At 68.4% G+C, this 18,687-nt stretch carries 17 protein-coding genes; 11 read left to right on the top strand and 6 right to left on the bottom strand.

All coding sequences use genetic code 11. The annotated features are described in order from the left end of the window. Window positions 1-260: 260 nt before the first annotated feature. Window positions 261-845, top strand: a complete 585-nt coding sequence (locus tag FHX37_RS08825; protein ID WP_141923464.1) for a GNAT family N-acetyltransferase — start codon at window positions 261-263, stop codon at window positions 843-845. A gap of 210 nt (window positions 846-1,055) precedes the next feature. After that, window positions 1,056-2,354: a phosphoribosyltransferase family protein gene (locus FHX37_RS08820; protein WP_141923463.1), complete on the top strand. Its 1,299-nt coding sequence runs from the start codon at window positions 1,056-1,058 to the stop codon at window positions 2,352-2,354. A gap of 150 nt (window positions 2,355-2,504) precedes the next feature. On the opposite strand, the gene FHX37_RS08815 is transcribed toward FHX37_RS08820, so the two are convergent. Both FHX37_RS08815 and FHX37_RS08810 read right to left on the bottom strand, forming a co-directional pair. Next, window positions 2,505-2,777, bottom strand: a complete 273-nt coding sequence (locus FHX37_RS08815) for a WhiB family transcriptional regulator (protein ID WP_141925138.1) — start codon at window positions 2,775-2,777, stop codon at window positions 2,505-2,507. A 515-nt stretch (window positions 2,778-3,292) separates the two neighbouring features. Continuing rightward, window positions 3,293-3,934: an MBL fold metallo-hydrolase gene (locus FHX37_RS08810; RefSeq protein WP_141923462.1), complete on the bottom strand. Its 642-nt coding sequence runs from the start codon at window positions 3,932-3,934 to the stop codon at window positions 3,293-3,295. 718 nt (window positions 3,935-4,652) lie between these two features. Here FHX37_RS08810 and FHX37_RS08805 point away from each other — a divergent pair. The 8 genes from FHX37_RS08805 to FHX37_RS08770 all read left to right on the top strand — a co-directional run bounded on the left by FHX37_RS08805 (window position 4,653) and on the right by FHX37_RS08770 (window position 14,001). Beyond that, window positions 4,653-5,060, top strand: a complete 408-nt coding sequence (locus FHX37_RS08805; protein WP_141923461.1) for a YccF domain-containing protein — start codon at window positions 4,653-4,655, stop codon at window positions 5,058-5,060. A 127-nt stretch (window positions 5,061-5,187) separates the two neighbouring features. Then, a complete protein-coding gene (locus FHX37_RS08800) occupies window positions 5,188-6,423 on the top strand; it encodes an AI-2E family transporter (RefSeq protein WP_394344486.1) in 1,236 nt (411 codons plus the stop codon). 338 nt (window positions 6,424-6,761) lie between these two features. Next, window positions 6,762-8,360, top strand: a complete 1,599-nt coding sequence (locus tag FHX37_RS08795; RefSeq protein ID WP_141923460.1) for an ABC-F family ATP-binding cassette domain-containing protein — start codon at window positions 6,762-6,764, stop codon at window positions 8,358-8,360. Window positions 8,361-8,502: 142 nt separating this feature from the next. Then, window positions 8,503-8,739 (top strand): helix-turn-helix domain-containing protein, encoded by a 237-nt coding sequence (locus FHX37_RS08790; protein WP_141923459.1) that lies wholly within the window; start codon window positions 8,503-8,505, stop codon window positions 8,737-8,739. A 103-nt stretch (window positions 8,740-8,842) separates the two neighbouring features. Further along, window positions 8,843-9,649 (top strand): enoyl-CoA hydratase/isomerase family protein, encoded by an 807-nt coding sequence (locus FHX37_RS08785; protein ID WP_141923458.1) that lies wholly within the window; start codon window positions 8,843-8,845, stop codon window positions 9,647-9,649. A 334-nt stretch (window positions 9,650-9,983) separates the two neighbouring features. Beyond that, window positions 9,984-11,453: a DEAD/DEAH box helicase gene (locus FHX37_RS08780; RefSeq protein WP_141923457.1), complete on the top strand. Its 1,470-nt coding sequence runs from the start codon at window positions 9,984-9,986 to the stop codon at window positions 11,451-11,453. A 734-nt stretch (window positions 11,454-12,187) separates the two neighbouring features. Further along, window positions 12,188-13,252 (top strand): permease, encoded by a 1,065-nt coding sequence (locus tag FHX37_RS08775; protein WP_141923456.1) that lies wholly within the window; start codon window positions 12,188-12,190, stop codon window positions 13,250-13,252. After that, entirely contained in the window at window positions 13,249-14,001 is a 753-nt protein-coding gene (locus tag FHX37_RS08770) for a TIGR03943 family putative permease subunit (RefSeq protein ID WP_141923455.1), read from the top strand. The genes FHX37_RS08775 and FHX37_RS08770 overlap by 4 nt, the downstream gene beginning before the upstream one ends. Window positions 14,002-14,006: 5 nt before the next feature. On the opposite strand, the gene FHX37_RS08765 is transcribed toward FHX37_RS08770, so the two are convergent. The 4 genes from FHX37_RS08765 to FHX37_RS08750 are packed head-to-tail and all read right to left on the bottom strand — an operon-like array spanning window position 14,007 to window position 17,883. Continuing rightward, window positions 14,007-14,816: an IclR family transcriptional regulator gene (locus FHX37_RS08765; protein WP_141923454.1), complete on the bottom strand. Its 810-nt coding sequence runs from the start codon at window positions 14,814-14,816 to the stop codon at window positions 14,007-14,009. Further along, a complete protein-coding gene (locus FHX37_RS08760) occupies window positions 14,813-15,661 on the bottom strand; it encodes a carbohydrate ABC transporter permease (RefSeq protein ID WP_141923453.1) in 849 nt (282 codons plus the stop codon). Before FHX37_RS08760 ends, FHX37_RS08765 begins: the two co-directional genes overlap by 4 nt. Further along, window positions 15,658-16,593, bottom strand: coding sequence for a carbohydrate ABC transporter permease (locus FHX37_RS08755; RefSeq protein ID WP_141923452.1), 936 nt, complete (start codon window positions 16,591-16,593; stop codon window positions 15,658-15,660). Before FHX37_RS08755 ends, FHX37_RS08760 begins: the two co-directional genes overlap by 4 nt. Continuing rightward, a complete protein-coding gene (locus FHX37_RS08750) occupies window positions 16,594-17,883 on the bottom strand; it encodes an extracellular solute-binding protein (RefSeq protein ID WP_141923451.1) in 1,290 nt (429 codons plus the stop codon). 369 nt (window positions 17,884-18,252) lie between these two features. Here FHX37_RS08750 and panD point away from each other — a divergent pair, with 369 nt between their 5' ends. After that, on the top strand, window positions 18,253-18,666 hold the full coding sequence (gene panD / locus FHX37_RS08745) for an aspartate 1-decarboxylase (RefSeq protein WP_141923450.1): 414 nt from the start codon (window positions 18,253-18,255) through the stop codon (window positions 18,664-18,666). The last annotated feature ends 21 nt before the right edge of the window (window positions 18,667-18,687 follow it).

Here is an 18,687-nt window from a genome sequence, read left to right as displayed (position 1 = left end):
GGCGGGCAACCGCCTCGCGCGAACCACAGGCCGCAGGTCTGTCCGGCACGTTGCTGAGGCCGAGGACCAGGACCGGTCACAGCCGAAGCCGCTCCCTTCCCGATGATCCGGGCGGGCTCCGGAACAGCTGCCCGCCGGTACCGGTGAGGGGTTGCGCCGTTTCCCACGATGCCTTTTACATAGGGCTCCCGGTCACATTGCCGACCCCGCCCGCCGCCGGATCCCGCTCGTCCGGCCCTGCCGATCCGGAGCCGTAACCGATGATCGAGTTGAGCGCCCTGCGTTCCAAACCGACCCTGACCGGCGACCGCGTGCGTCTGGTTCCGCTCTCACTGGAGCACGCTGACGCCCTGTACGCCGCGACCCAGGACATCGAGATACGCAGACTCACCGGTACACACACCACGTTCGACTACGAACACGTCCTGGAGTGGTGTCGGAGCCGGCCGAACCAGTCCGACCGCCTGGATCTGGCGATCATCGAACAGCAGACGGGACGTTTCGTGGGTGAGCTCGCCCTGAACGACGTGGACGCGGAGAACGAGAGCGCCGCTTACCGAATCGCGCTCTCCGCCATCGAGTTCGCCGGACAGGGGTTAGGGAAGGAGGCAACATGGCTCACGCTCCAGTACGCGTTCGGCAAACTCGGGTTGCACCGTGTATGGCTGCACGTCTACGCGTTCAACATGCGGGCCATCGCCGTGTACCGCGCGTGCGGTTTCAGCGTCGAAGGACGGTTACGTGACGCTCTGCTGTGGGAGGGACGGCGGCATGACGCCCTGATCATGTCGGCTTTGGAGAGCGAGTTCCGTACCCGTGTCTTCCCGGCGGAGGACGGGAGCTGAACGGGTGCACGCGCTGTCGGCGCGGAGGCACTAGCGGAAAAAGGACAGGGACTTCCCCCTGTCCTGTGGAAAAGGTCGGACGACACTCTCCTCGTGAGGTTGATTCGGTCGCTCCAGTGGGTATCCCGCTACCACTCTGAGCCCGATCAGCCGATGGAGGAGCGGTGCCGCGGTTCCTGGCTGTTGGGGAAGCGGTGCCGGATGTGTGCGATGAGTCCGCTACCTGTGTCATTACCATTCACCGACCGTTCCGAAGCCGGGAGCCGGCTCGCTGAGCGGGTGCGGGACTATGCGGTTACCGACCCCATCGTGCTCGCTCTGCCCCGGGGCGGAGTCCCGGTGGGTGCCGAGCTCGCCCGTGCCCTCGGCGCCCCCTTGGACGTGCTCATGGTGCGGAAGCTCGGCCTGCCCGGACACTCCGAGATGGGGGTCGGCGCCGTGACCGAGGACGGGCAGGTGTGTTTCGACGACAACGCCCTCGCCCGACTCCATGTTTCCCGGGACCAGCTGAGGGCGACGGTCGAGGCCGAACGCGCCGAACTCGGACGCCGCCTCGAGGCGTACCGGGGACACAGTCCGGCTCCCAGGATCGCCGGACGCGACGTTCTGGTCGTGGACGACGGGATAGCCACCGGAGGAACGGCGCGGGCGGCACTGCGCATGGTCCGTCGGCAGCAACCGGCGCGCGTCGTGGCGGCGATTCCGGTAGGGGCGCAGTCCGCGGTGGAGTCACTGCGCCCGGAGGCCGACCATGTCGTCGTGCTGACCGCGCCGGAGAACTTCCGCGCGGTGGGGGAGTGGTACCGCGATTTCGGTCAGCTCTCCGACGATGACGTGACACGTACGCTGACGGAGCTGCGCGGGTTGGCCCCGGCCACCGGCAGTGACGCGCGCACCGTACACGTCCCGGTGGGGACGGCGGAGCTGGAAGGTGAACTCACCATGCCCCCCGACGTTCGGGGCGGGGTCGTGGTGGCGCTGGGACGTGGGGAGGACGGGCCCCGCCGTCAGGCGTTCACCGCGGCGATGCGGGACTCCGGCTATGCCACCCTCATCGTGGACCCGTCGCATCCGCGCGAGGGAGCGGAGAGTGAGACCGGTGGGGAGGAGCCCGCCGAACGTGGCAGAAAGCTCGGGCGGGCCGCTGCGTGGCTGCGGGAGACAGCGGAGGTGTCCCCCCAGCGGATCGGGGTGTTCGGCTCCGGTCCGGGAGCTCCGGCAGCGCTCGTCGCCGCAGCAGCCCATCCGGACGAGATCGCCGCAGTGGTGGTGCACGGGGGGCGGATCGATGCCGCGGAAGGCAGTCTGGCCCGGGTGCGCGCGCCGGTACTGGTGCTTGTCGAGGGAGAGGACTCGTTCGTGCGTGAGCTGGCGGAGTGGGTGGTGAGCCGGTTGGGTGCTCCCTGCGAGCTGCGCACGGTGGCAGGGGCGGAGCAGTTGCTGGCTACGACGCGTGAGTGGCGAGCGGTTGCCGACTCAGCTGCCGAATGGTTCACGTCGCGGATGTGACGCGGGGTTGGTTGCCTGGGGTGGGAGAACCCGGGCGCCCTCGACCGTGGAGGGTCGGGGCGCCACGGGTGCGCGTGGCCGGGGCCGCTACCGGAACTGGTGTCACGAGCATGAAGATCGTCGCGTTTCTGCCCGGTACGGGCGATTGACTCAGGCCGCGTTGGCGCGGCGCATGCGACGCCGACGCTCGGACGCGCGCTCGTCCTCGTTGAGACCGCCCCACGTGCCGTACTTCTCTGGACGGGAGATGGCGTAGTCGAGACACTCGGTCTTGACCGGGCACTGGGCGCAGATCTCCTTGGCCTTGCGCTCCCGGATCTCGCGTTCCGGCTGGCGCTCGCCATCCGGACCGAAGAAGAGCACAAGGTCTTCTCCCCGGCACGCGGCACGGTCCTGCCACCCCCAGCTCGGGCGGGGGCGCATCGCGGACTGCCGACGTACCTGAGACATGCTTGAACCACCTCTACTGAATCGCTAGTAAGCTGTTGGATAGCTAAAAGTTCCGCACAAAAACGGGCAAGCGACGCGAGTCGCCCCGACACAACGCGAACGCCGTGTAACGCTTCGGTGTTCCCGGTGTGGCAGAGACCATGGCGGCCCGGACCCGCCGATGGCGAGGGGCGCTCACGTAGACGGCCGGGGGGAGAGAGCTGCTCCCCGCAAGCCGGTATGTAATCATGCCACCCCTGAGCCCGTTCGTGCACGGGGGGTGGGGAAATTACTCGCTCAACCGTTACCGAAACCTGACACGGAGCGACTGACCTTTGGTCGTCTGTCCGGATTTCGTGCTGATTCGCAAGTTCCGACGTGTTCGCCGGACACCAAACATCGTATGGCGATTTTGGGCTTCTGCCTAGGGGGTGGCCCTGATGCGCGGATCACATTCCGGTCTAGACCGGAATGTCCGAGTCGTTGGGCGGGTAGAACCGCCCGTCCGGTCAGACATCGCGCTCCTGGCCGGGAAGCAAGCGCTCGTAGTCGACGTGCGGTAGCTGGGGTTTCAGGTTCGCCGCGTACACTCCGGCGCCGTTCTCGTTGAGCAGACCGTCGTGTATCGCCAGCGCCCCGTTGGGGCGCACCTCCCGCGCGTAGTCGATGACCTCGGAGATCTTTGACCAGGGGGCGTGGATCGGGAGCAGCAGTGTGCTCACGGGGTCCTCCGGTACGGTCAGCGCGTCCCCCGGGTGGAAGACGGCTCCCCCCTCCGTGGCGATACGGAACCCGACGTTGGTGATTACCGGAATGTCGGGGTGGATAACCGCGTGGCGCTCCCCGTACACGTGCACGTCGAAACCGGCTATCCGCAACGCGTCCCCGTGTTCCACCTCGTGGACCCGCGCCCCCAGCTCTTCCAGCCGGGCCGCTATACCCGCGTGCGTGTAGATCTCCAGTTCCGGATTCGCCCGTACGGCAGCGTTCAACTGGTCCATGTCGAAATGATCCGGATGCTCGTGGGTGATGGCGATCGCGTCCGCGCCCACCGCGACCTCTGGTTCGCTGAACCCACCGGGATCGATGACGAGGGTCGCGTCCCCCTTCTCCGCACGTACGCAGGAGTGTCCGTGTTTCGTGATCCGCATGCCGTTCTCCGTTCCATCCTCGGTACGGGCACCCTCCTGTCCCGGTAGCCGATCCGGCGACGGGATGCCGCGTTGCTTGCCTTCGTTCCTGTCAGCACGGCCTGGGCCAGAGCTTCGCCCGGTCCGGGGAGCGCGCCCACTCCGACGGCGCTGCGGGAGCCGAGGAACCCGGGGCCTGTACCGGTCTCCTCCCGTGCGCGGGATGAGACCGCCGAGGACCGCACGACCCTGAGGCAACGACCGTCAGGCCCTGTTGCGGTGGACGCTTCTCCCGGCACGCGGCGCCCCAGCACGCCTGACCGCGTTCTCGCCGTCCCGACGCGGCCAGCCGGTCCGAGCCGGGTACCCAGCGGCGCACGTGACAGCGCGGGGTGCTGCCAACCATGCCACCGCTGTCCCCGAAGCGCGAGAACGCCCCTGCCAACCGCGGTGTGTCGCGGTCGCGGGAGGAGGGAACGCCGCCACCCCGCCCACGGCGCGAGGCCGGATGGCGGTTTTCCGTCGGCGATGGGGGACGAACCGGGAGGATTCCCACTGGGAGGAAAACCGCCGAGCGGCCCCGCGGCCGTACCAGCCCTCCGGAGGACGCCGCCGGCAACAGAGCAGATCCACGGATCCCGGGTGGGAGGGAACGAAACGCGCTCCAGCGCCGTCCGAACCGGAGTAGGGACCGAGAACCCGCGCCCACGGCCGAGAACACTGAACAGGAAGGGCGACTGTGGCCCTGATAAGGCTCGTTTGTAACATTATCTGGCTGCTCGTGGCTGGATTGTGGCTCGCTGTCGGCTACGCGATCGCCGGCATGATCTGTTTCGTTCTGGTGGTGACCATTCCGTTCGGTGTCGCCGCCATGAGAATGGCGAATTACGCGCTCTGGCCGTTCGGGAGGGAGATGGCGAGCAAGAGTGGCTCCGGAAGCGGCAGTACGCTGCTGAATGTCGTCTGGGTGCTCGTCGCGGGATGGTGGCTGGTTGTCGGTCACATCGTCGCCGCGGCCGGCCTCGCCGTGACCGTTATCGGTATCCCCATGGCGTGGGCCACACTGAAGATGATTCCGGTGGCGCTGGCACCGTTCGGAAACGAGATCGTGAGCAGTGAGGACGCTCGTGAGCCATGGCAATTCTGACCGTCCGTGCTGCGGAAGCCAGCGCGGCAGGAACGTGAATCCGTCGACGACGGTGCATCATGGGATTACACGGGAGCACGCACACTGGCAGTTCTGACGTATCCGATCCCAAGGGGCGAATGTGCGGGTGAAGCGGCCGAGCGAATGGCCGTTGGTGAACCGGTGGCGGGCATCGCGCGAGAAGAGCGCTGATCCACCCCCACCGGAGCGTTCTGTCGAACCCGAGCCGGCGCACCACGACGAGGTCGGCACCGTCGACGCGTTGCGTCGGGCGAGCGACATCGCGCTTCGGCTGCTGATCCTCGGTGTGGTCATCGGGCTGTTGCTGTGGGGGATCTCCTACCTGCGCGTGGTGGTCGTTCCCCTCATCCTCGCGGTGTTCATAACCGCGCTCCTGTCCCCGCCGACCAACTGGCTGCGCCGCAGAGGGCTCGGCCGTGGCCTCTCGACAGCCCTCACGTTCGTCGGGGCCCTGCTCGCGTTGGGCGCGGTCGTCACGCTGGTCGTACAGCCCGCCATCTCCGGATTCGGGGGACTGGTCCGCAGCGTCGGCGAAGGGCTGGACTCCATACGGGGGCTCCTCGCCGCTGTCGGACTGGACCCGGACCTGCTCGACCAGACCATCACCAGCGCCGAGGAGGAACTCCGCAGCGTACTGCAGGAGAGGGGCTCGGACATCGTCAGCGGTGTGTGGACCGCCGGCACGGCGGTGCTGGAGGTTCTGGTCGGACTGGTCCTCGTGCTGGTGCTGGCCGTGTACTTCGTCCACTCCGGCGACAGGCTCATGGAGTGGGTCCGGACCCTGTTCCCCTCTCCCTCCCGGCCGGCGCTGAAGGCCGCCGGCGACCTCGCCTACGACGTCATGGGACGCTACGTGCGCGGCGTGGCGCTCGTGGGCCTGATCGACGCGGTCGGCATCGGCGTCTTCCTGATCTTCCTGATCGACCCCGCACTGGCGATTCCGCTGATCGTACTGACATTCGTCGGTGCCTTCCTGCCGGTGGTGGGCGCGTTCCTCACGGGATTACTGGCGGCCCTGGTCGCGTTCGTCACCGAGGGATGGATCGTCGCGGTGCTCGTGGTGGCGGTGGTCCTGGTGGTGCAGCAGCTGGAGAGCCACGTCTTCGCGCCACGCGTTTACGGGCGGGCGCTGGAACTGCCGTCCCCGGTGGTCCTGCTGGTGATCGCGGTGGGAAGCATCATCGCCGGTGTACTCGGGATGTTTTTGGCCACACCGATCGCGGCCGTGGTCGCCGCCCTGTTGCGCAACCGCCCGTTCGCCACCGTTTCCGCTGGTGAGGGTGCCGCCGTCCCCGCCGCGGGTCCAGGGGCCGGCTCCGGCCGGGATCCGGGAGCCGCCTAGGTTCCCGTTCGGTGGAGGCTGTTCGTCGCGAGCGGCGTACTCCAGTGCCGCCCCTGCGCGGCCGCGCAGGGAGGCGGAGCGGGCTCCGTCGACCGACGGGAACGCGGCCGGGCGGTGCTGGGGCGGCACTCAGCGGGACAGGCACCCACCGAACGGGTCCCCAACACCGTGTCGACGAGAGAACGGGGCCGGACGCACCTCCGGCTGGTGCCCCTATCCTGGAGCGAGTGTGCGCGATGCCGGACTGAGCCTCGTTGAGGGCGTTCAGCGCCTGTTCCATCCGCCGAGCTCCTGCCGGATATCTCCGTGCGCACTCTCCCGTGAGAAAGTTTGCCTTCATGCTGATCGCTTCTGATCTTGAACTGCGTGTGGGCTCCCGCCTGCTGCTGGAGTCCGCCTCCTTCCGTGTCAACAACGGTGACCGGATCGGACTGGTAGGCCGTAACGGCGCCGGTAAGACGACCCTGACCAAAGTGCTGGCAGGGGAGGGGACGCCGAGCTCCGGCCAGGTCACCAACAACGGAAGTATCGGGTACCTCCCGCAGGATCCCCGGGCGAGCGACCTCTCGGAGATCGCTCGGGAACGGATCCTCTCCGCGCGCGGTATCGACGAGGCTGTGCGGCAGATGCGGGCCGCCGAGGAGCGGATGGGAAGCGACGATCCCAAAGTGCGCGACCAGGGGTCCCGTGCCTACGCCCACGCCGAGGAACGGTTGCACCTGATGGGTGGTTACGCGGCCGAGGCCGAGGCGGCGTCCATCGCCTCCAGCCTGGGGCTGGAGGAGCGCATCCTCTCCCAACCGTTGGGGACCCTGTCCGGTGGACAGCGCCGCCGCATCGAGCTGGCGCGCATCCTGTTCAGCGGAGCCGACACCCTGCTGCTCGACGAACCGACCAACCACCTCGACGGTGACTCCATCATCTGGCTGCGCGACTTCCTGAAGTCCCACCAGGGTGGGCTGATCGTCATCAGCCACGATGTCGACCTGGTCGAACACGTCGTGAACAAGGTCTTCTACCTGGACGCCAACAGGTGCGTACTGGACATGTACAACATGGGCTGGAAGGCCTACCAGGCCCAGCGGGAGGCCGACGAGCGCAGGCGCAAACGGGAGCAGGACAACGCGGAGAAGCAGGCGTCGGCGCTACGGAAACAGGCCGACCGGTTCCGGGCCAAAGCCACCAAGGCGAGAGCCGCGCACCAGATGGACAACCGCGCCGAACGGCTTCTCAACTCCGTGGAGGGCCAGCGCAGCGCGGACAAGGTCGCCAAACTGCGGTTCCCCGACCCCGCTCCGTGCGGGCGAACACCGCTGACCGCCAAGGGCCTGTCCAAGTCCTACGGCTCCCTGGAGATCTTCTCCGGGGTGGACCTGGCCATCGACCGCGGCAGCAGGGTGGTCATCCTCGGTCTGAACGGCGCCGGCAAGACGACACTGCTGCGCCTCATGGCGGGAGTGGAACAACCCGACACCGGAGAGGTGATACCCGGCCACGGGCTACAGCTCGGCTACTACGCACAGGAGCACGAGACCCTGGACACGGAGCGCTCCGTCCTGGAGAACATGATGGACACCGCTCCCGACCTGCCTGACGTCGAGGCCAGACGCACTCTCGGATCGTTCCTATTCAGCGGTGATGACGTCGAGAAACCCGCGGGGGTGCTCTCGGGCGGGGAGAAGACACGACTGGCCCTGGCCAGACTCGTGGTCTCCAGCGCCAATGTGCTGTTGCTGGACGAACCCACCAACAACCTTGATCCGGCCAGCCGCGAGGAGATCCTCAACGCGCTGCGCAACTACAAGGGCGCGATCGTGCTCGTCACCCACGACGAGGGAGCGGTCGAGGCACTGCAGCCGGAGCGGGTCATCATGCTGCCCGACGGCGGGGAGGACATGTGGAGCCCCGAGTACGCCGAACTCGTGTCGCTCGCCTGAACGGTGGCCGGCCGGGGACCCGGTTTCGGCCCCCGAAGTGTCGTGTCCGAAACCCCGAGGCGCGGTTGTAGTGCCGCGCCCGTCGTGTCCCACCGGTAGCCACAGCCGCGGGCATGGCTGATCATTGGCAGCGACTGTGGCCATGATCACCGACGGAGAGTGGGAGGACGCCGTGTCCGAGTCGCTGCAGAGAGGCGCGCGGGTGACAGGCACTGAACGCTCGGAGCTCGCGACCGAACTCCGGGAGCGCTACGAGCAGGGGGAGAGCATACGCTCGCTGGCCGCGGCCACCGGCCGCTCCTACGGTTTCGTGCGCCGCCTGCTCACCGAGGCCGGTGCAACGCTGCGTGGACGGGGCGGGGTCACCGGCCGTTCGTGACCCGTGCGGTCGCTCCTCCTCCCGTGCCGAGTAGGGTTGGCCCCCGTTCCCGGCCGAACAGACCCGCCGGTTGCGGCGGATAGCCCGAATCGCGGAGGTGCGCATGGCTGACCAGGTGATCACGGACCAGGAGCTGGACGAGGCCGGTCTGCGACTGGAGATCGACGGGGAGATCGCGAGAGTCACCCTGGCCCGCCCGGAGCGTCGCAACGCCATGACAGGGCGCACGTGGAGCGCGTTGGCCAGTATCGGCCAGAACCTCCCCGAGTCCGTCCGAATCGTGGTGCTAGCCGGGGATGGGGCCTCCTTCTCCTCCGGTATCGATCTCACCATGTTCGAACCCGGCGGGCCCGAGGGCGAGAGTTCCCCTCTCGCCAGTGGGAAGGTCCCCGACCCCGCGGAGCTGGACGCGACGATAGCTGGCTACCAGGAGGGTTTCCGTTGGCTGCGCAGGCCGGACCTCGTCTCCATAGCCGCAGTCCACGGCCATGCCATAGGGGCGGGGTTCCAGCTCGCTCTCTCCTGTGACCTGCGCATACTCGCCGACAACGCGCAGCTGTGCATGAAGGAACCAGCGCTGGGGCTCGTCCCCGACCTCACGGGAACCAAACCCCTCGTGGACCTGGTCGGACCGAACCGTGCCCTGGAACTGTGCCTGACCGCCCGCCGGATTCCCGCTACCGAGGCCCGGGAGCTCGGGCTCGCCGAGCTCGTCGTCGGCGGCGACGAGCTGGAGGGCGCCGTATCCGACCTCGCGGCCGCCGTGCTCACTACCCCCGCCGAGGCGGCGCGGGCCACGAAGGAGCTCCTACTGCAGGCACCGGACAACAGCCTGGCGGAGCAGGCGGCGGCTGAGCGGCGGGCGCAGATCGGTCGCCTCACCGACCTCGCCCGGCAGCAGTCCGCGTAGTACCCGGGCCGGCCGAGGGCGGTCGGGTCGCAAGTCGTGTCCGGGACGGACGGCTTCCGGGGAGCCGGTTGACCGGGGCCGGCCCACCGAGGAGGTACGAATCACCCCGGAAGAACGGTTCCCGCTGTGTCTGCCGGCACGGGCTCTCTAGTACCCTACTGGAGGCGGTCTCACCCGTACTGCGCGCACCCGGCGCGCCGGACCGCCCAGCGCCGGAGGAAGCTCCAGGAGCCCTCCGTGCCGCGTTTCCCGGCGCGTTTTGTGTGATTGCGGCCGTGCAGCCGCGGGGCCTTCCTCGAAACGCTGCCGCTCTACGAGGAAGGTTTTACGTCACGTGACGGAAGCGAACAATGCCGCAGACCCGGTCTTCTCCGACCTTGGGCTGCCGGAATCGATCACCGACATACTCACCCGCAACGGCGTCACCAGCCCGTTCCCGATCCAGACAGCGACCATCCCCGCGGCACTCGCCGGTCGCGACGTCCTCGGCTGCGGCCGTACCGGATCGGGAAAGACCCTGGCCTTCGGTCTTCCGCTGCTGATACGGGCCAGCGAGCGCCGTGCCGCCGCGCGCCGTCCGCGCGGGTTGGTGCTGGTTCCCACCCGTGAGCTCGCGCACCAGTTGCGCGACGCTCTCCTGCCGTACGCCCGCGCTGTCGGCGCGCGTGTCGGGGACGTCGTCGGCGGGAGCTCCTACAGCCGCCAGATCAACGAGCTGCGGCGGGGCGTCGATGTCCTCGTCGCCACCCCGGGACGGTTGAGTGACCTGATCTCCCAGGGCGCCTGTGAACTGGACGACGTTGGCATGTGCGTCCTGGACGAGGCCGACCAGATGTGCGACATGGGCTTCATGCCCCAGGTCACCGAACTGTTGGAACAGGTCCCCTCGGGTGCGCAGACGTTGCTGTTCTCCGCCACCCTGGACGGTGACGTGGACAAGCTGGTGCGTACCTACATGCACGAGCCCGAGACCCACTCGGTGGACTCCCCCACGTCCCAGGTCAGCACGATGGAGCACCACCTGCTGAAGGTGCTGCCGCGGGACAAGAACCACATCGTCACCCAGATCGCCGCGCGGGACGGCCGCACCCTGTTGTTCGTCCGCAGCAAGTACCGTGCCGACAGCATCAGCGAGCAACTCGTCAACGCCGGGGTGCCCTCAGCCTCCCTGCACGGTGGAAAGACCCAGAGCGTACGCACCAAGACGCTGACGAAGTTCCGCGAGGGCCGCATCCAGACCCTGGTCGCCACCGACGTGGCAGCGCGCGGTATCCACGTCGACGGGATCGACATGGTGGTCAACGTGGACCTGCCGACCGGGCACAAGGAGTACCTGCACCGCGGGGGCCGTACCGCACGTGCCGGGGAGTCCGGGTGCGTGGTCTCCTTGGTCTCTCCCAACCAGCGCCGTCTGGCACGGAGGCTGCTCGGGGACGCGGGAGTGGAGGCCAAGCAGCACCTGGTCAATCCGGGTGACGAGCTGCTGAGCACCGTCACCGGAGCCCAGGAGCCCTCCTGGGAGCCGTGGGTGGAGCCGCCCGAACCCGAGCCCGCCCGTCGTGGACGCGGACGTCAGCGGCCCCGGCGCAACAACCAGAACCGGCCCCGCAACGACCGGCGACCGAACGGGGAGCGCGGCGAACGGCGCGGGGAGAGCGGCGAGCGCCGCGGAGACCAGGCACAGCGTCGCGACCGGCGGTTCGACACGGAACGCCGCTCCTCGCGGGACAACTCCGCAACCGGCAGGGGCGGGAACAAGCAGCACCGCGGCGGGAAACGCGGGTCCGGCCCCGCACGTGGGTGAGGCGGTACTGACCGCGTCCTCCCCGGCCCCCTAGGGCACAGCATTGGTTAACGTCGCGGGCGGGGCACCCCTGGTTCGGGTGCCCCGCCCGCGACGTCGTCGCCGAGCCCCTGGGCCTCCACGGGAGGCCTGTGAGTCCCCACCGCGTCCGCGACACAGGAGAGGCGGAGGGCGGACCGCGCACGGGTCCCCACCCGCTCAGCGCTTCCCGTACCGATGGGATCCCTCCGTCCGGGGCGCTCGGGATCCGGCGGTCCCACGCCGGGGACACAACGGCGGCGCCGCCGGAGACGATGCCCGCGCGGTCGCCGGAGGCGGGCGCCCCGGACGGGCGGAAGGGCGTGTCACCACCGTCACCGGGGACACAGTGCGCTGTGTGGCCCCGGTCGTTAGGACCCCGCGAAGCGGTCCCGTCCCAACGAGGGGGCGGCCCCGTGCCGTCGTCGGCGCGTGGGTCGGTGTAGGGGGCTCCGACGCCGCTGGCAGTGTGCCTGTCCGGCGCGCAGGGGCGCTTCCGGCGTGTTCTCACACGCGGGTGCGGGCGCGCCCCGGGCCCGGAGTGCGGTGGATAACGGCCCGTCGCCGGGTACGCTGTCCACTGGCGTGTGCGAAGAGTAGCGAGCCGTGGTGTTTCCGCGGTCGGTGCCGTGCACAGGATCCGCTTCCGCGGTCGATAACGATAACGATTCCCGGTACTATACCGCGGAATCCGTCTCCGACCGCGAGGAAATACTGTGCCGAACCAGCGGGCTCACGAGGCTCCCCCCTCTCTCGGTGACTCCCTGGCAACGGGCTGGGACCGTCCGGACGAGGAGTTACCGCCGGCCGACTGGGGAAAGCCACGCGGTCCCCGCCGCACGGCCACCGTGTGGCTCTTCGCCCTGCTCGTCGTCGGGCTGCTCGTGGCCCAGGAATGGTGGTCCGAGGAAACGGGCGGCGAAGCGTTCCTCGCCTGGGCGACCATCTTCACCGCCATCAGCCTGCAGGCGCTGCCGTTCCTCGTCTTCGGTGTCGTGCTGTCGGCGGTGCTCACCGCGTTCGTCCCCACCTCGTTCTACCGCCGCGCCATCCCCGCCAACTCCGCGGCGGCCGTCCCGGTGGCGGGTGCTGCCGGTGCGGTACTGCCAGGGTGCGAGTGCGCGTCGGTTCCCATCGCCGGAGGACTCATGAAGCGCGGTGTGGCCCAGGCCGCCGCGCTGACGTTCCTGCTCGCCGCGCCAGCGATCAACCCCGTCGTCCTGGTGGCGACGGCGGTCGCGTTCCCCGGACAGCCCGAGATGGTGGCGGCACGCTTCGTCGCCTCCCTGGGGGCCGCGGTCGTGGTGGGCTGGTTGTGGGCGAGGTTCGGCAACGCCGCGTGGCTGCGCCCCTCCCGGAACTCCCATGATCCCGCGGCACCCCCGGCGCGCGTCTTCCGGGAGTCGATACTGCACGACCTGCTGCACGCCGGCGGATTCCTCGTCGTGGGCGGGGCCGCGGCTGCGACACTGAACGTCGCCCTCCCACGGGAATGGGTTACCGCCGTGGCCGAGAGGCCCGTGGTGTCGGTGCTGGTTCTGGCGCTGCTCGCGATCCTGCTGTCGATCTGCTCCGAGGCGGACGCCTTCGTCGCCGCCAGTCTCACCGGATTCTCCGGAACAGCCCAGTTGGCTTTCCTCGTGGTGGGGCCGATGGTCGACCTCAAACTGATCGCGTTGCAGGGCGGGACCTTCGGATGGTCCTTCGTGCGCCGGTTCGTTCCGTTGACGCTGGGCGCGGCGCTGCTGTTCAGTTTCGTCCTGGGGGAGGTGCTGCTGTGAACCGGATCGCGCAGGGGCTGGTGCTGGCCCTGTTGGGAACGAGCGTACTCAGCGCCACCGTGTTCTCCGACCTCTACCTCAACTACGTGCAGGGGCTGCTGAAGCCTTTCCTGGTCGCTGCCGGGGTGGTGCTGCTCGCGTTGGCGGCGTGGGTCATCACCGCCGACGTACGTACCGCTCTGCGGCCGGGCGGAACGGCCGACGACCCGCACACTGCCGGCGGAGAGGCGGGGTGCGGTGACCACGGGCACGCGCCGCGCGTGGCGTGGCTCCTGCTCCTGCCCGTGGTGTCGGTGGTCGTTGTCGCACCACCCGCGCTGGGGGCGTACACGGCGGAGAGCAGCGAGCCCGCGTCCCCCGTGTCCAACGAGGCGGACGACTTCGACGACCTCGGAAGCGGGGACACCGACGGCCCCGTGGAAATGGAGCTGAGCGAGTTCGTGTCCCGGGCCTGGACCGACACGGACCGGGAGATGGCGGGACGGACCATAGAACTCACCGGCTTCGCCGTGGCGGGTCCGGAGAACGAGGAGTGGTACCTGGCGCGGTTGGAGATGGCGTGCTGCGCGGCCGACGCCGTCGTGAACCGGGTGCTGGTCACTGGCCAGCCCGCACCGGAGGAGGACACGTGGTGGACGGTTCGCGGGACATGGGAGGAACCGGACGGGGATCTCCAGAGCGTGCGTGACCACCGCTTCGCGGTCGCGGAGATGACGCGTGTCACGGATCCCCCCGATCCCTACGAGTAGGTTCCTCAGGGAGCGCCCTCGCTGTTCGGCGCGCGCAGCACAGCCGACACCCGGGCAGCGACGCTGGCGACGTGCGGGCCGAGCTCGCGCACCCGTGCGGCGGGGAGCCGGCTCGCCAGCGAGGACACACTGATCGCCGCGACCGGGTCGCTGTTGTGGTCGAACACCGGTGCCGCTACGCACCGCACCTCCGGCTCGTTCTCCCGGTCGTCTATCGCGTACCCCCGTTCCCGTACCCGGGAGAGCTCGCCACGGAACACCTCGGGGTCGGTGATGGTCGTGCGGGTGGCCGGGTCGAGGCCGGCGTTCAGGACATCGGTGACGAGGTCGGGGGGACTGTACGCCAGGATCGCCTTACCGACCGCGGTGCGGTAGGCCGGCATCCGCGCCCCGATCCGTGAGCCCATCCGCACCGTGGCGGTGTTCTCCACCTTGTCCGCGTAGACGACGTCGCTGCCCTCCAGAACGACGAGGTGACACGTGTGCCCCGTGCGGCGCATCAGCTCCCGCAGGTGCGTCGCAGCCACGGAACGCAGATCGAGCTGGTCCAGATACGCCTGTCCGAGCGCGAGGGCGGCCGCACCCAGACGGAACCTGCCCGTGTCGCGGTCGCGCATCAACAGCCCGAACTCCAACAACGGTGTGGCGAGTCGCAGCACCGTGCTCTTGTTCACCTCCAGGGCAACGGCGAGCTGGGTGAGAGTGGCGCCGCCGCTCTCGACGGGGAGGAAACGCACGTGTTCCAGGATCGTCAGGGCGCGGCGCAACGACACCGAGGCGTTGCGCCGCGCACCGCTGGGCTGGGAGGTGGTCACCCTTTCACCGCCCCACCGAGTCCGGAGACCAACCGCCGTTGTACCAGCATGAAGAAGATCAGCACCGGCACCGTCATCAGGACGGACCCCGCCATGATGCCGCCCCAGTCGTTCTCGTCGGGTTTGAAGAACGAGAGCAGCGCCAGGGGGAGCGTCTGGTTCTCCTGTGCGGAGATGATGAACGTTTTGGCGAAGAGGAAGTCGTTCCACGCGAGGATGAACGCGAAGGTGCTCGTCGCCACCATGCCCGGTGCGACCATCGGGAAGAGGATCCGGGTGACGAACGTGAAACTGCTGGCCCCGTCCAGGTAGGCCGACTCCTCCAGCTCGCGTGGTACCGCTGCCACGAACCCGCGAAGCATCCAGATCGCGAGCGGGATCGCGAACGCGGTGTGGACCAGGATCAGCGATCCCAGGTGGTTGAGGCCCAACACGGGGACGGCGTCGCCGATGTTGCGCATGAGGAAGAACAGCGGGATGGTCAGAGCCTCCACCGGAACCATCTGTGCCACGAGCACCATGATCAGCAGTGTCGTGCGGGTACGGAACCGGTAACGGGCCAACGCGACCGCGGCGAAGAAGGCGCAGGCTGTCGACCCCACGACGACGGCGGCCGCGACGACGAGGCTGTTGGCCAGATACTGCCCCAACCCGTCCACGTACAGTACGCGCCGGAAGGACTCCAGGCTCGGCTGCAGAGTGATGGGGCTGGCCTCCCCCGCCTCCAGCGCGGAACGGGGCCTGAGCGCGGACAGCACCATCCAGTAGAGGGGAAACGCGACCGCGACCGTGATCAGCGCGCCGGCCAGGTCGACGCGTGCCCTGCGCAGGTGTCGTGTCCTCACAGTCCCTCCCCGTTACGGCGCAGCGAACGCAGGTAGACGACGGTGATGCCGAGCAGCAGGAGAGTGGTGATCACACCGATCGCCGACCCCAACGCGTACTGACTGGAGGCGAACGCCTTCTGGTAGGCGTACACGTTGAGAACCAGGTTCTGTCCCCCGATACCGCCGCCGCTGGTCATGATGTAGATCTGGGTGAATATCTTCACGTCCCAGATGATCGACTGGATCGTTACCACCGTCATGGCCGGACGCAGCATCGGTAGCAGAATCCCCACAGCCAACCGCGGGGTGGACGCCCCGTCCAGCCGGGCCGCTTCGATCACTTCCTCGGGAATGGCGCGAATTCCGGCATACAAGGTGACCATGACGAACGGGAAGGAGCACCACACGACCTGAGCGCCGACGAGACCGAACGCCGACCATTTGCCGTACGTCCACGAGTGGCCCTCGAAACCCTCCAGCCCCAGTCCGGAAAGCGCCTGGTTGACCGGACCCAGCGAGGGGTCGAACAGGAACAGCCACACGGCGCTTCCGGTCACGGCCGGCGTTGCCCACGCGGCGAGCGCCGACAGGAACAGCGCCGTGCGTACCCACCGCGACAGCCGTGTGGCCAACACCGCCAAGGCGCCCCCGACGAACAGCGTCGCCAGCACACAGGCAGCGGCGAACCCGATCGTGTTCGCCAGAACACCCCAGAACTCACTGTCCCCGAACAGCTCCGTGTAGTTGTCCAGTCCGACGAACCGGAGGGGTTCCACCCCGCTGACCTGCGGCTGCCGGTAGTCGTAGAACGAGACGAGGACGAGCTGGTACAGCGGGTAGGCGAGCATCGCGGCGAGAACGAGCAACGCCGGGGCGAGGTACAACCATGGTTCGAGCCCGCGGCGGCGCGGTGTCGTCGCCCGCCGCGGGCGCTGGGTGCGGGAGCTCATCTAGCCCTCGGCGAAAGCGTCGTCGAGCTCGTTCGCGGCCTCGCTCGCGGACTCGTCCACGGAGGCGTCGCCGGAGGCGATCCGCTGCATCATCGAGGGGAGTACCGCGCCGGAGTCGATCGTGGCCCAGGCACTGGTGGCGGGAACGAACCGGGAGCCGGAGTCGAGTGAGGCGATGAACGGCTCCATCCGCCCGTCCGATTCGGCGATCTCCTCCTGGACGCCGGTGAGTGTGGGAAGGTTCCCCATCGCCTCGTACATCTCGCGTTGGTACTTCTTGCCGGCCAGGAGCTTGGTGAACTCCACGGACAGGGTGCGGCGTTCGGTTCCGGAGAGCACCCCCAGGTTGTTCCCGCCGGCGAACGGCGGCGCGATGGAGCCCGGCTCTGTCCCGGGGAGCGGGACGACAGAGTAGTCATCGGATATGTCGCTGTCGTCGACCGCGTTGAGGTTGAAGTTCCCCCCGATCGTCATACCGGCTTCGCCGGCGATGAAGTTCTGGACGCTGGCGTTGCCGTCCATCTGGGCGCACGTCTGCGGGGGGCAGACATCCGGTGAGAGAACCTCGGAGTACTGCCTGATCCCGTCCCTGGCCTCGGCGGAGTCGATCGCCGAGGTGTAACCGTCGCCGTTCTCGACCGCGATGTCCCCGCCGTGCGCCCAGATGAACGGCAGGAAGCCGTAGGTGTAGTCGCCGCCGGCGGACATACCGAGCATGTCCGGGTTCTCCTCCCGTATCGCACGACCGGTGTCGACGACCTCCTCCAGGGTCTCGGGAGGCTCGCGGTCCAGTTCCTCGAGGACGTCGGTCCGGTAGTACAACGCGCGCGTCCCCAGGAACCAGGGAACGCCGTAGGTGCCGTCACCGACGCGTGCGGTGTCGGCAACGTCCTCGGCGATGCCGTCGTACTGGTCCCAGTCGGCGAGTTCCCCGCTGATGTCGGCGAAGCCACCGGACTCCACGTAGCCCGCCAGGTCGGTGTTGCCGTACTCGGCTACGTCGGGAGCGCTGGAGGGGTCGTTGAACGCGGCGTGGAACCGCTCCGCCCGTGTGTCGACCGGGATGTACTGGACATCGACGGTCACGTCGTCGTGTTGCGCCTCGAACTCGTCTACCGCCTGGTTGACGACGTCCTCCTTGGGCTCCTGGTCGACCTCGGAGAACAACCAGACCCGCAGGGTGCCGGTCATCTTGTCGGCCCCGGAGGCGTCGTTGTCCGTCTGTGCAGGCGCGCACGAGGCCAGGAGGGCGACTAATCCGAGTATTCCCACAGCGCGGGTGGCTCGCATCGGATCTCCTTGGGGAATGGGGGAGCGTGCGGTCGGGGCCGGAGCGCGGGCTCCGACCGCGTCGGATCCTGATGAGCCACGAATGTAGGTAACCCGTGCGCACCGGTTGAAGAGCGCACCGGCAATGTTGTGTTATGCACAAACCCTGGACGGCTATGCACGACAGGCTTCCCGTTCGGCACCGTACGTGCTCCGGGCGGGAGGATCCGGCCGGTGGGGCGGGCAGGGAACAGTGGGCGGCCGTGATGCGTTCGATGGACTGGCCCCACCCGATCGCACGCGGACGCCACGCGGTCGGCATCATGTTGGAGGGCCACAGGACGCTGTGGGGCCGGTACCTTGCCGGGCGGCGAAACGAAGGACAGAACCGTGCAGCGTACTCTGATCAACGGAAAGATCCACCGTGCAACAGTCACGCAGGCTGACCTGCACTACGTCGGCTCCATCACCATTGACGCCGACCTCATGGAAGAAGCCGACATCGTCGACGGGGAGCAGGTGCACGTCGTCGACATCGACAACGGGAACCGGTTGGTGACCTACGCCATCACGGGTGAGCGCGGCAGCGGCGTGATCGGGATCAACGGAGCCGCTGCCCACCTGGTGGCACCGGGGGACCTGGTCATCATCATGTCGTTCGTCGTGCTCGAGGAGGCCGAACGCGCCCGCCACGGGCAGCGGGTCGTCCACGTCGATGCCGACAACCGGATCGTCGGCGTGGGGGCGGACCCCGCGGAACCGGTTCCCGGATCGGGACTGCGTTCCGGCGCCGAACGCGTGTGAGCGGGAGAACCGGGGTCCCGC

Source organism: Haloactinospora alba, assembly GCF_006717075.1.
Lineage (GTDB): Bacteria > Actinomycetota > Actinomycetes > Streptosporangiales > Streptosporangiaceae > Haloactinospora > Haloactinospora alba.
The sequence above is the reverse complement of the archived record's forward strand: the minus strand, read 5'-3'. Positions and strand labels throughout refer to the sequence as shown.

What these genes read in the sequence shown, in the direction of transcription:
- FHX37_RS08750 (WP_141923451.1), bottom strand. Translation starts at nt 17,883, where the DNA reads ATGCGAGCCACCCGCGCTGTGGGAATACTCGGATTAGTCGCCCTCCTG.
- FHX37_RS08785 (WP_141923458.1), top strand. Translation starts at nt 8,843, where the DNA reads ATGGCTGACCAGGTGATCACGGACCAGGAGCTGGACGAGGCCGGTCTG.
- FHX37_RS08790 (WP_141923459.1), top strand. Translation starts at nt 8,503, where the DNA reads ATGATCACCGACGGAGAGTGGGAGGACGCCGTGTCCGAGTCGCTGCAG.
- FHX37_RS08755 (WP_141923452.1), bottom strand. Translation starts at nt 16,593, where the DNA reads ATGAGCTCCCGCACCCAGCGCCCGCGGCGGGCGACGACACCGCGCCGC.
- FHX37_RS08815 (WP_141925138.1), bottom strand. Translation starts at nt 2,777, where the DNA reads ATGCGCCCCCGCCCGAGCTGGGGGTGGCAGGACCGTGCCGCGTGCCGG.
- FHX37_RS08825 (WP_141923464.1), top strand. Translation starts at nt 261, where the DNA reads ATGATCGAGTTGAGCGCCCTGCGTTCCAAACCGACCCTGACCGGCGAC.
- FHX37_RS08820 (WP_141923463.1), top strand. Translation starts at nt 1,056, where the DNA reads ATGAGTCCGCTACCTGTGTCATTACCATTCACCGACCGTTCCGAAGCC.
- FHX37_RS08795 (WP_141923460.1), top strand. Translation starts at nt 6,762, where the DNA reads ATGCTGATCGCTTCTGATCTTGAACTGCGTGTGGGCTCCCGCCTGCTG.
- FHX37_RS08810 (WP_141923462.1), bottom strand. Translation starts at nt 3,934, where the DNA reads ATGCGGATCACGAAACACGGACACTCCTGCGTACGTGCGGAGAAGGGG.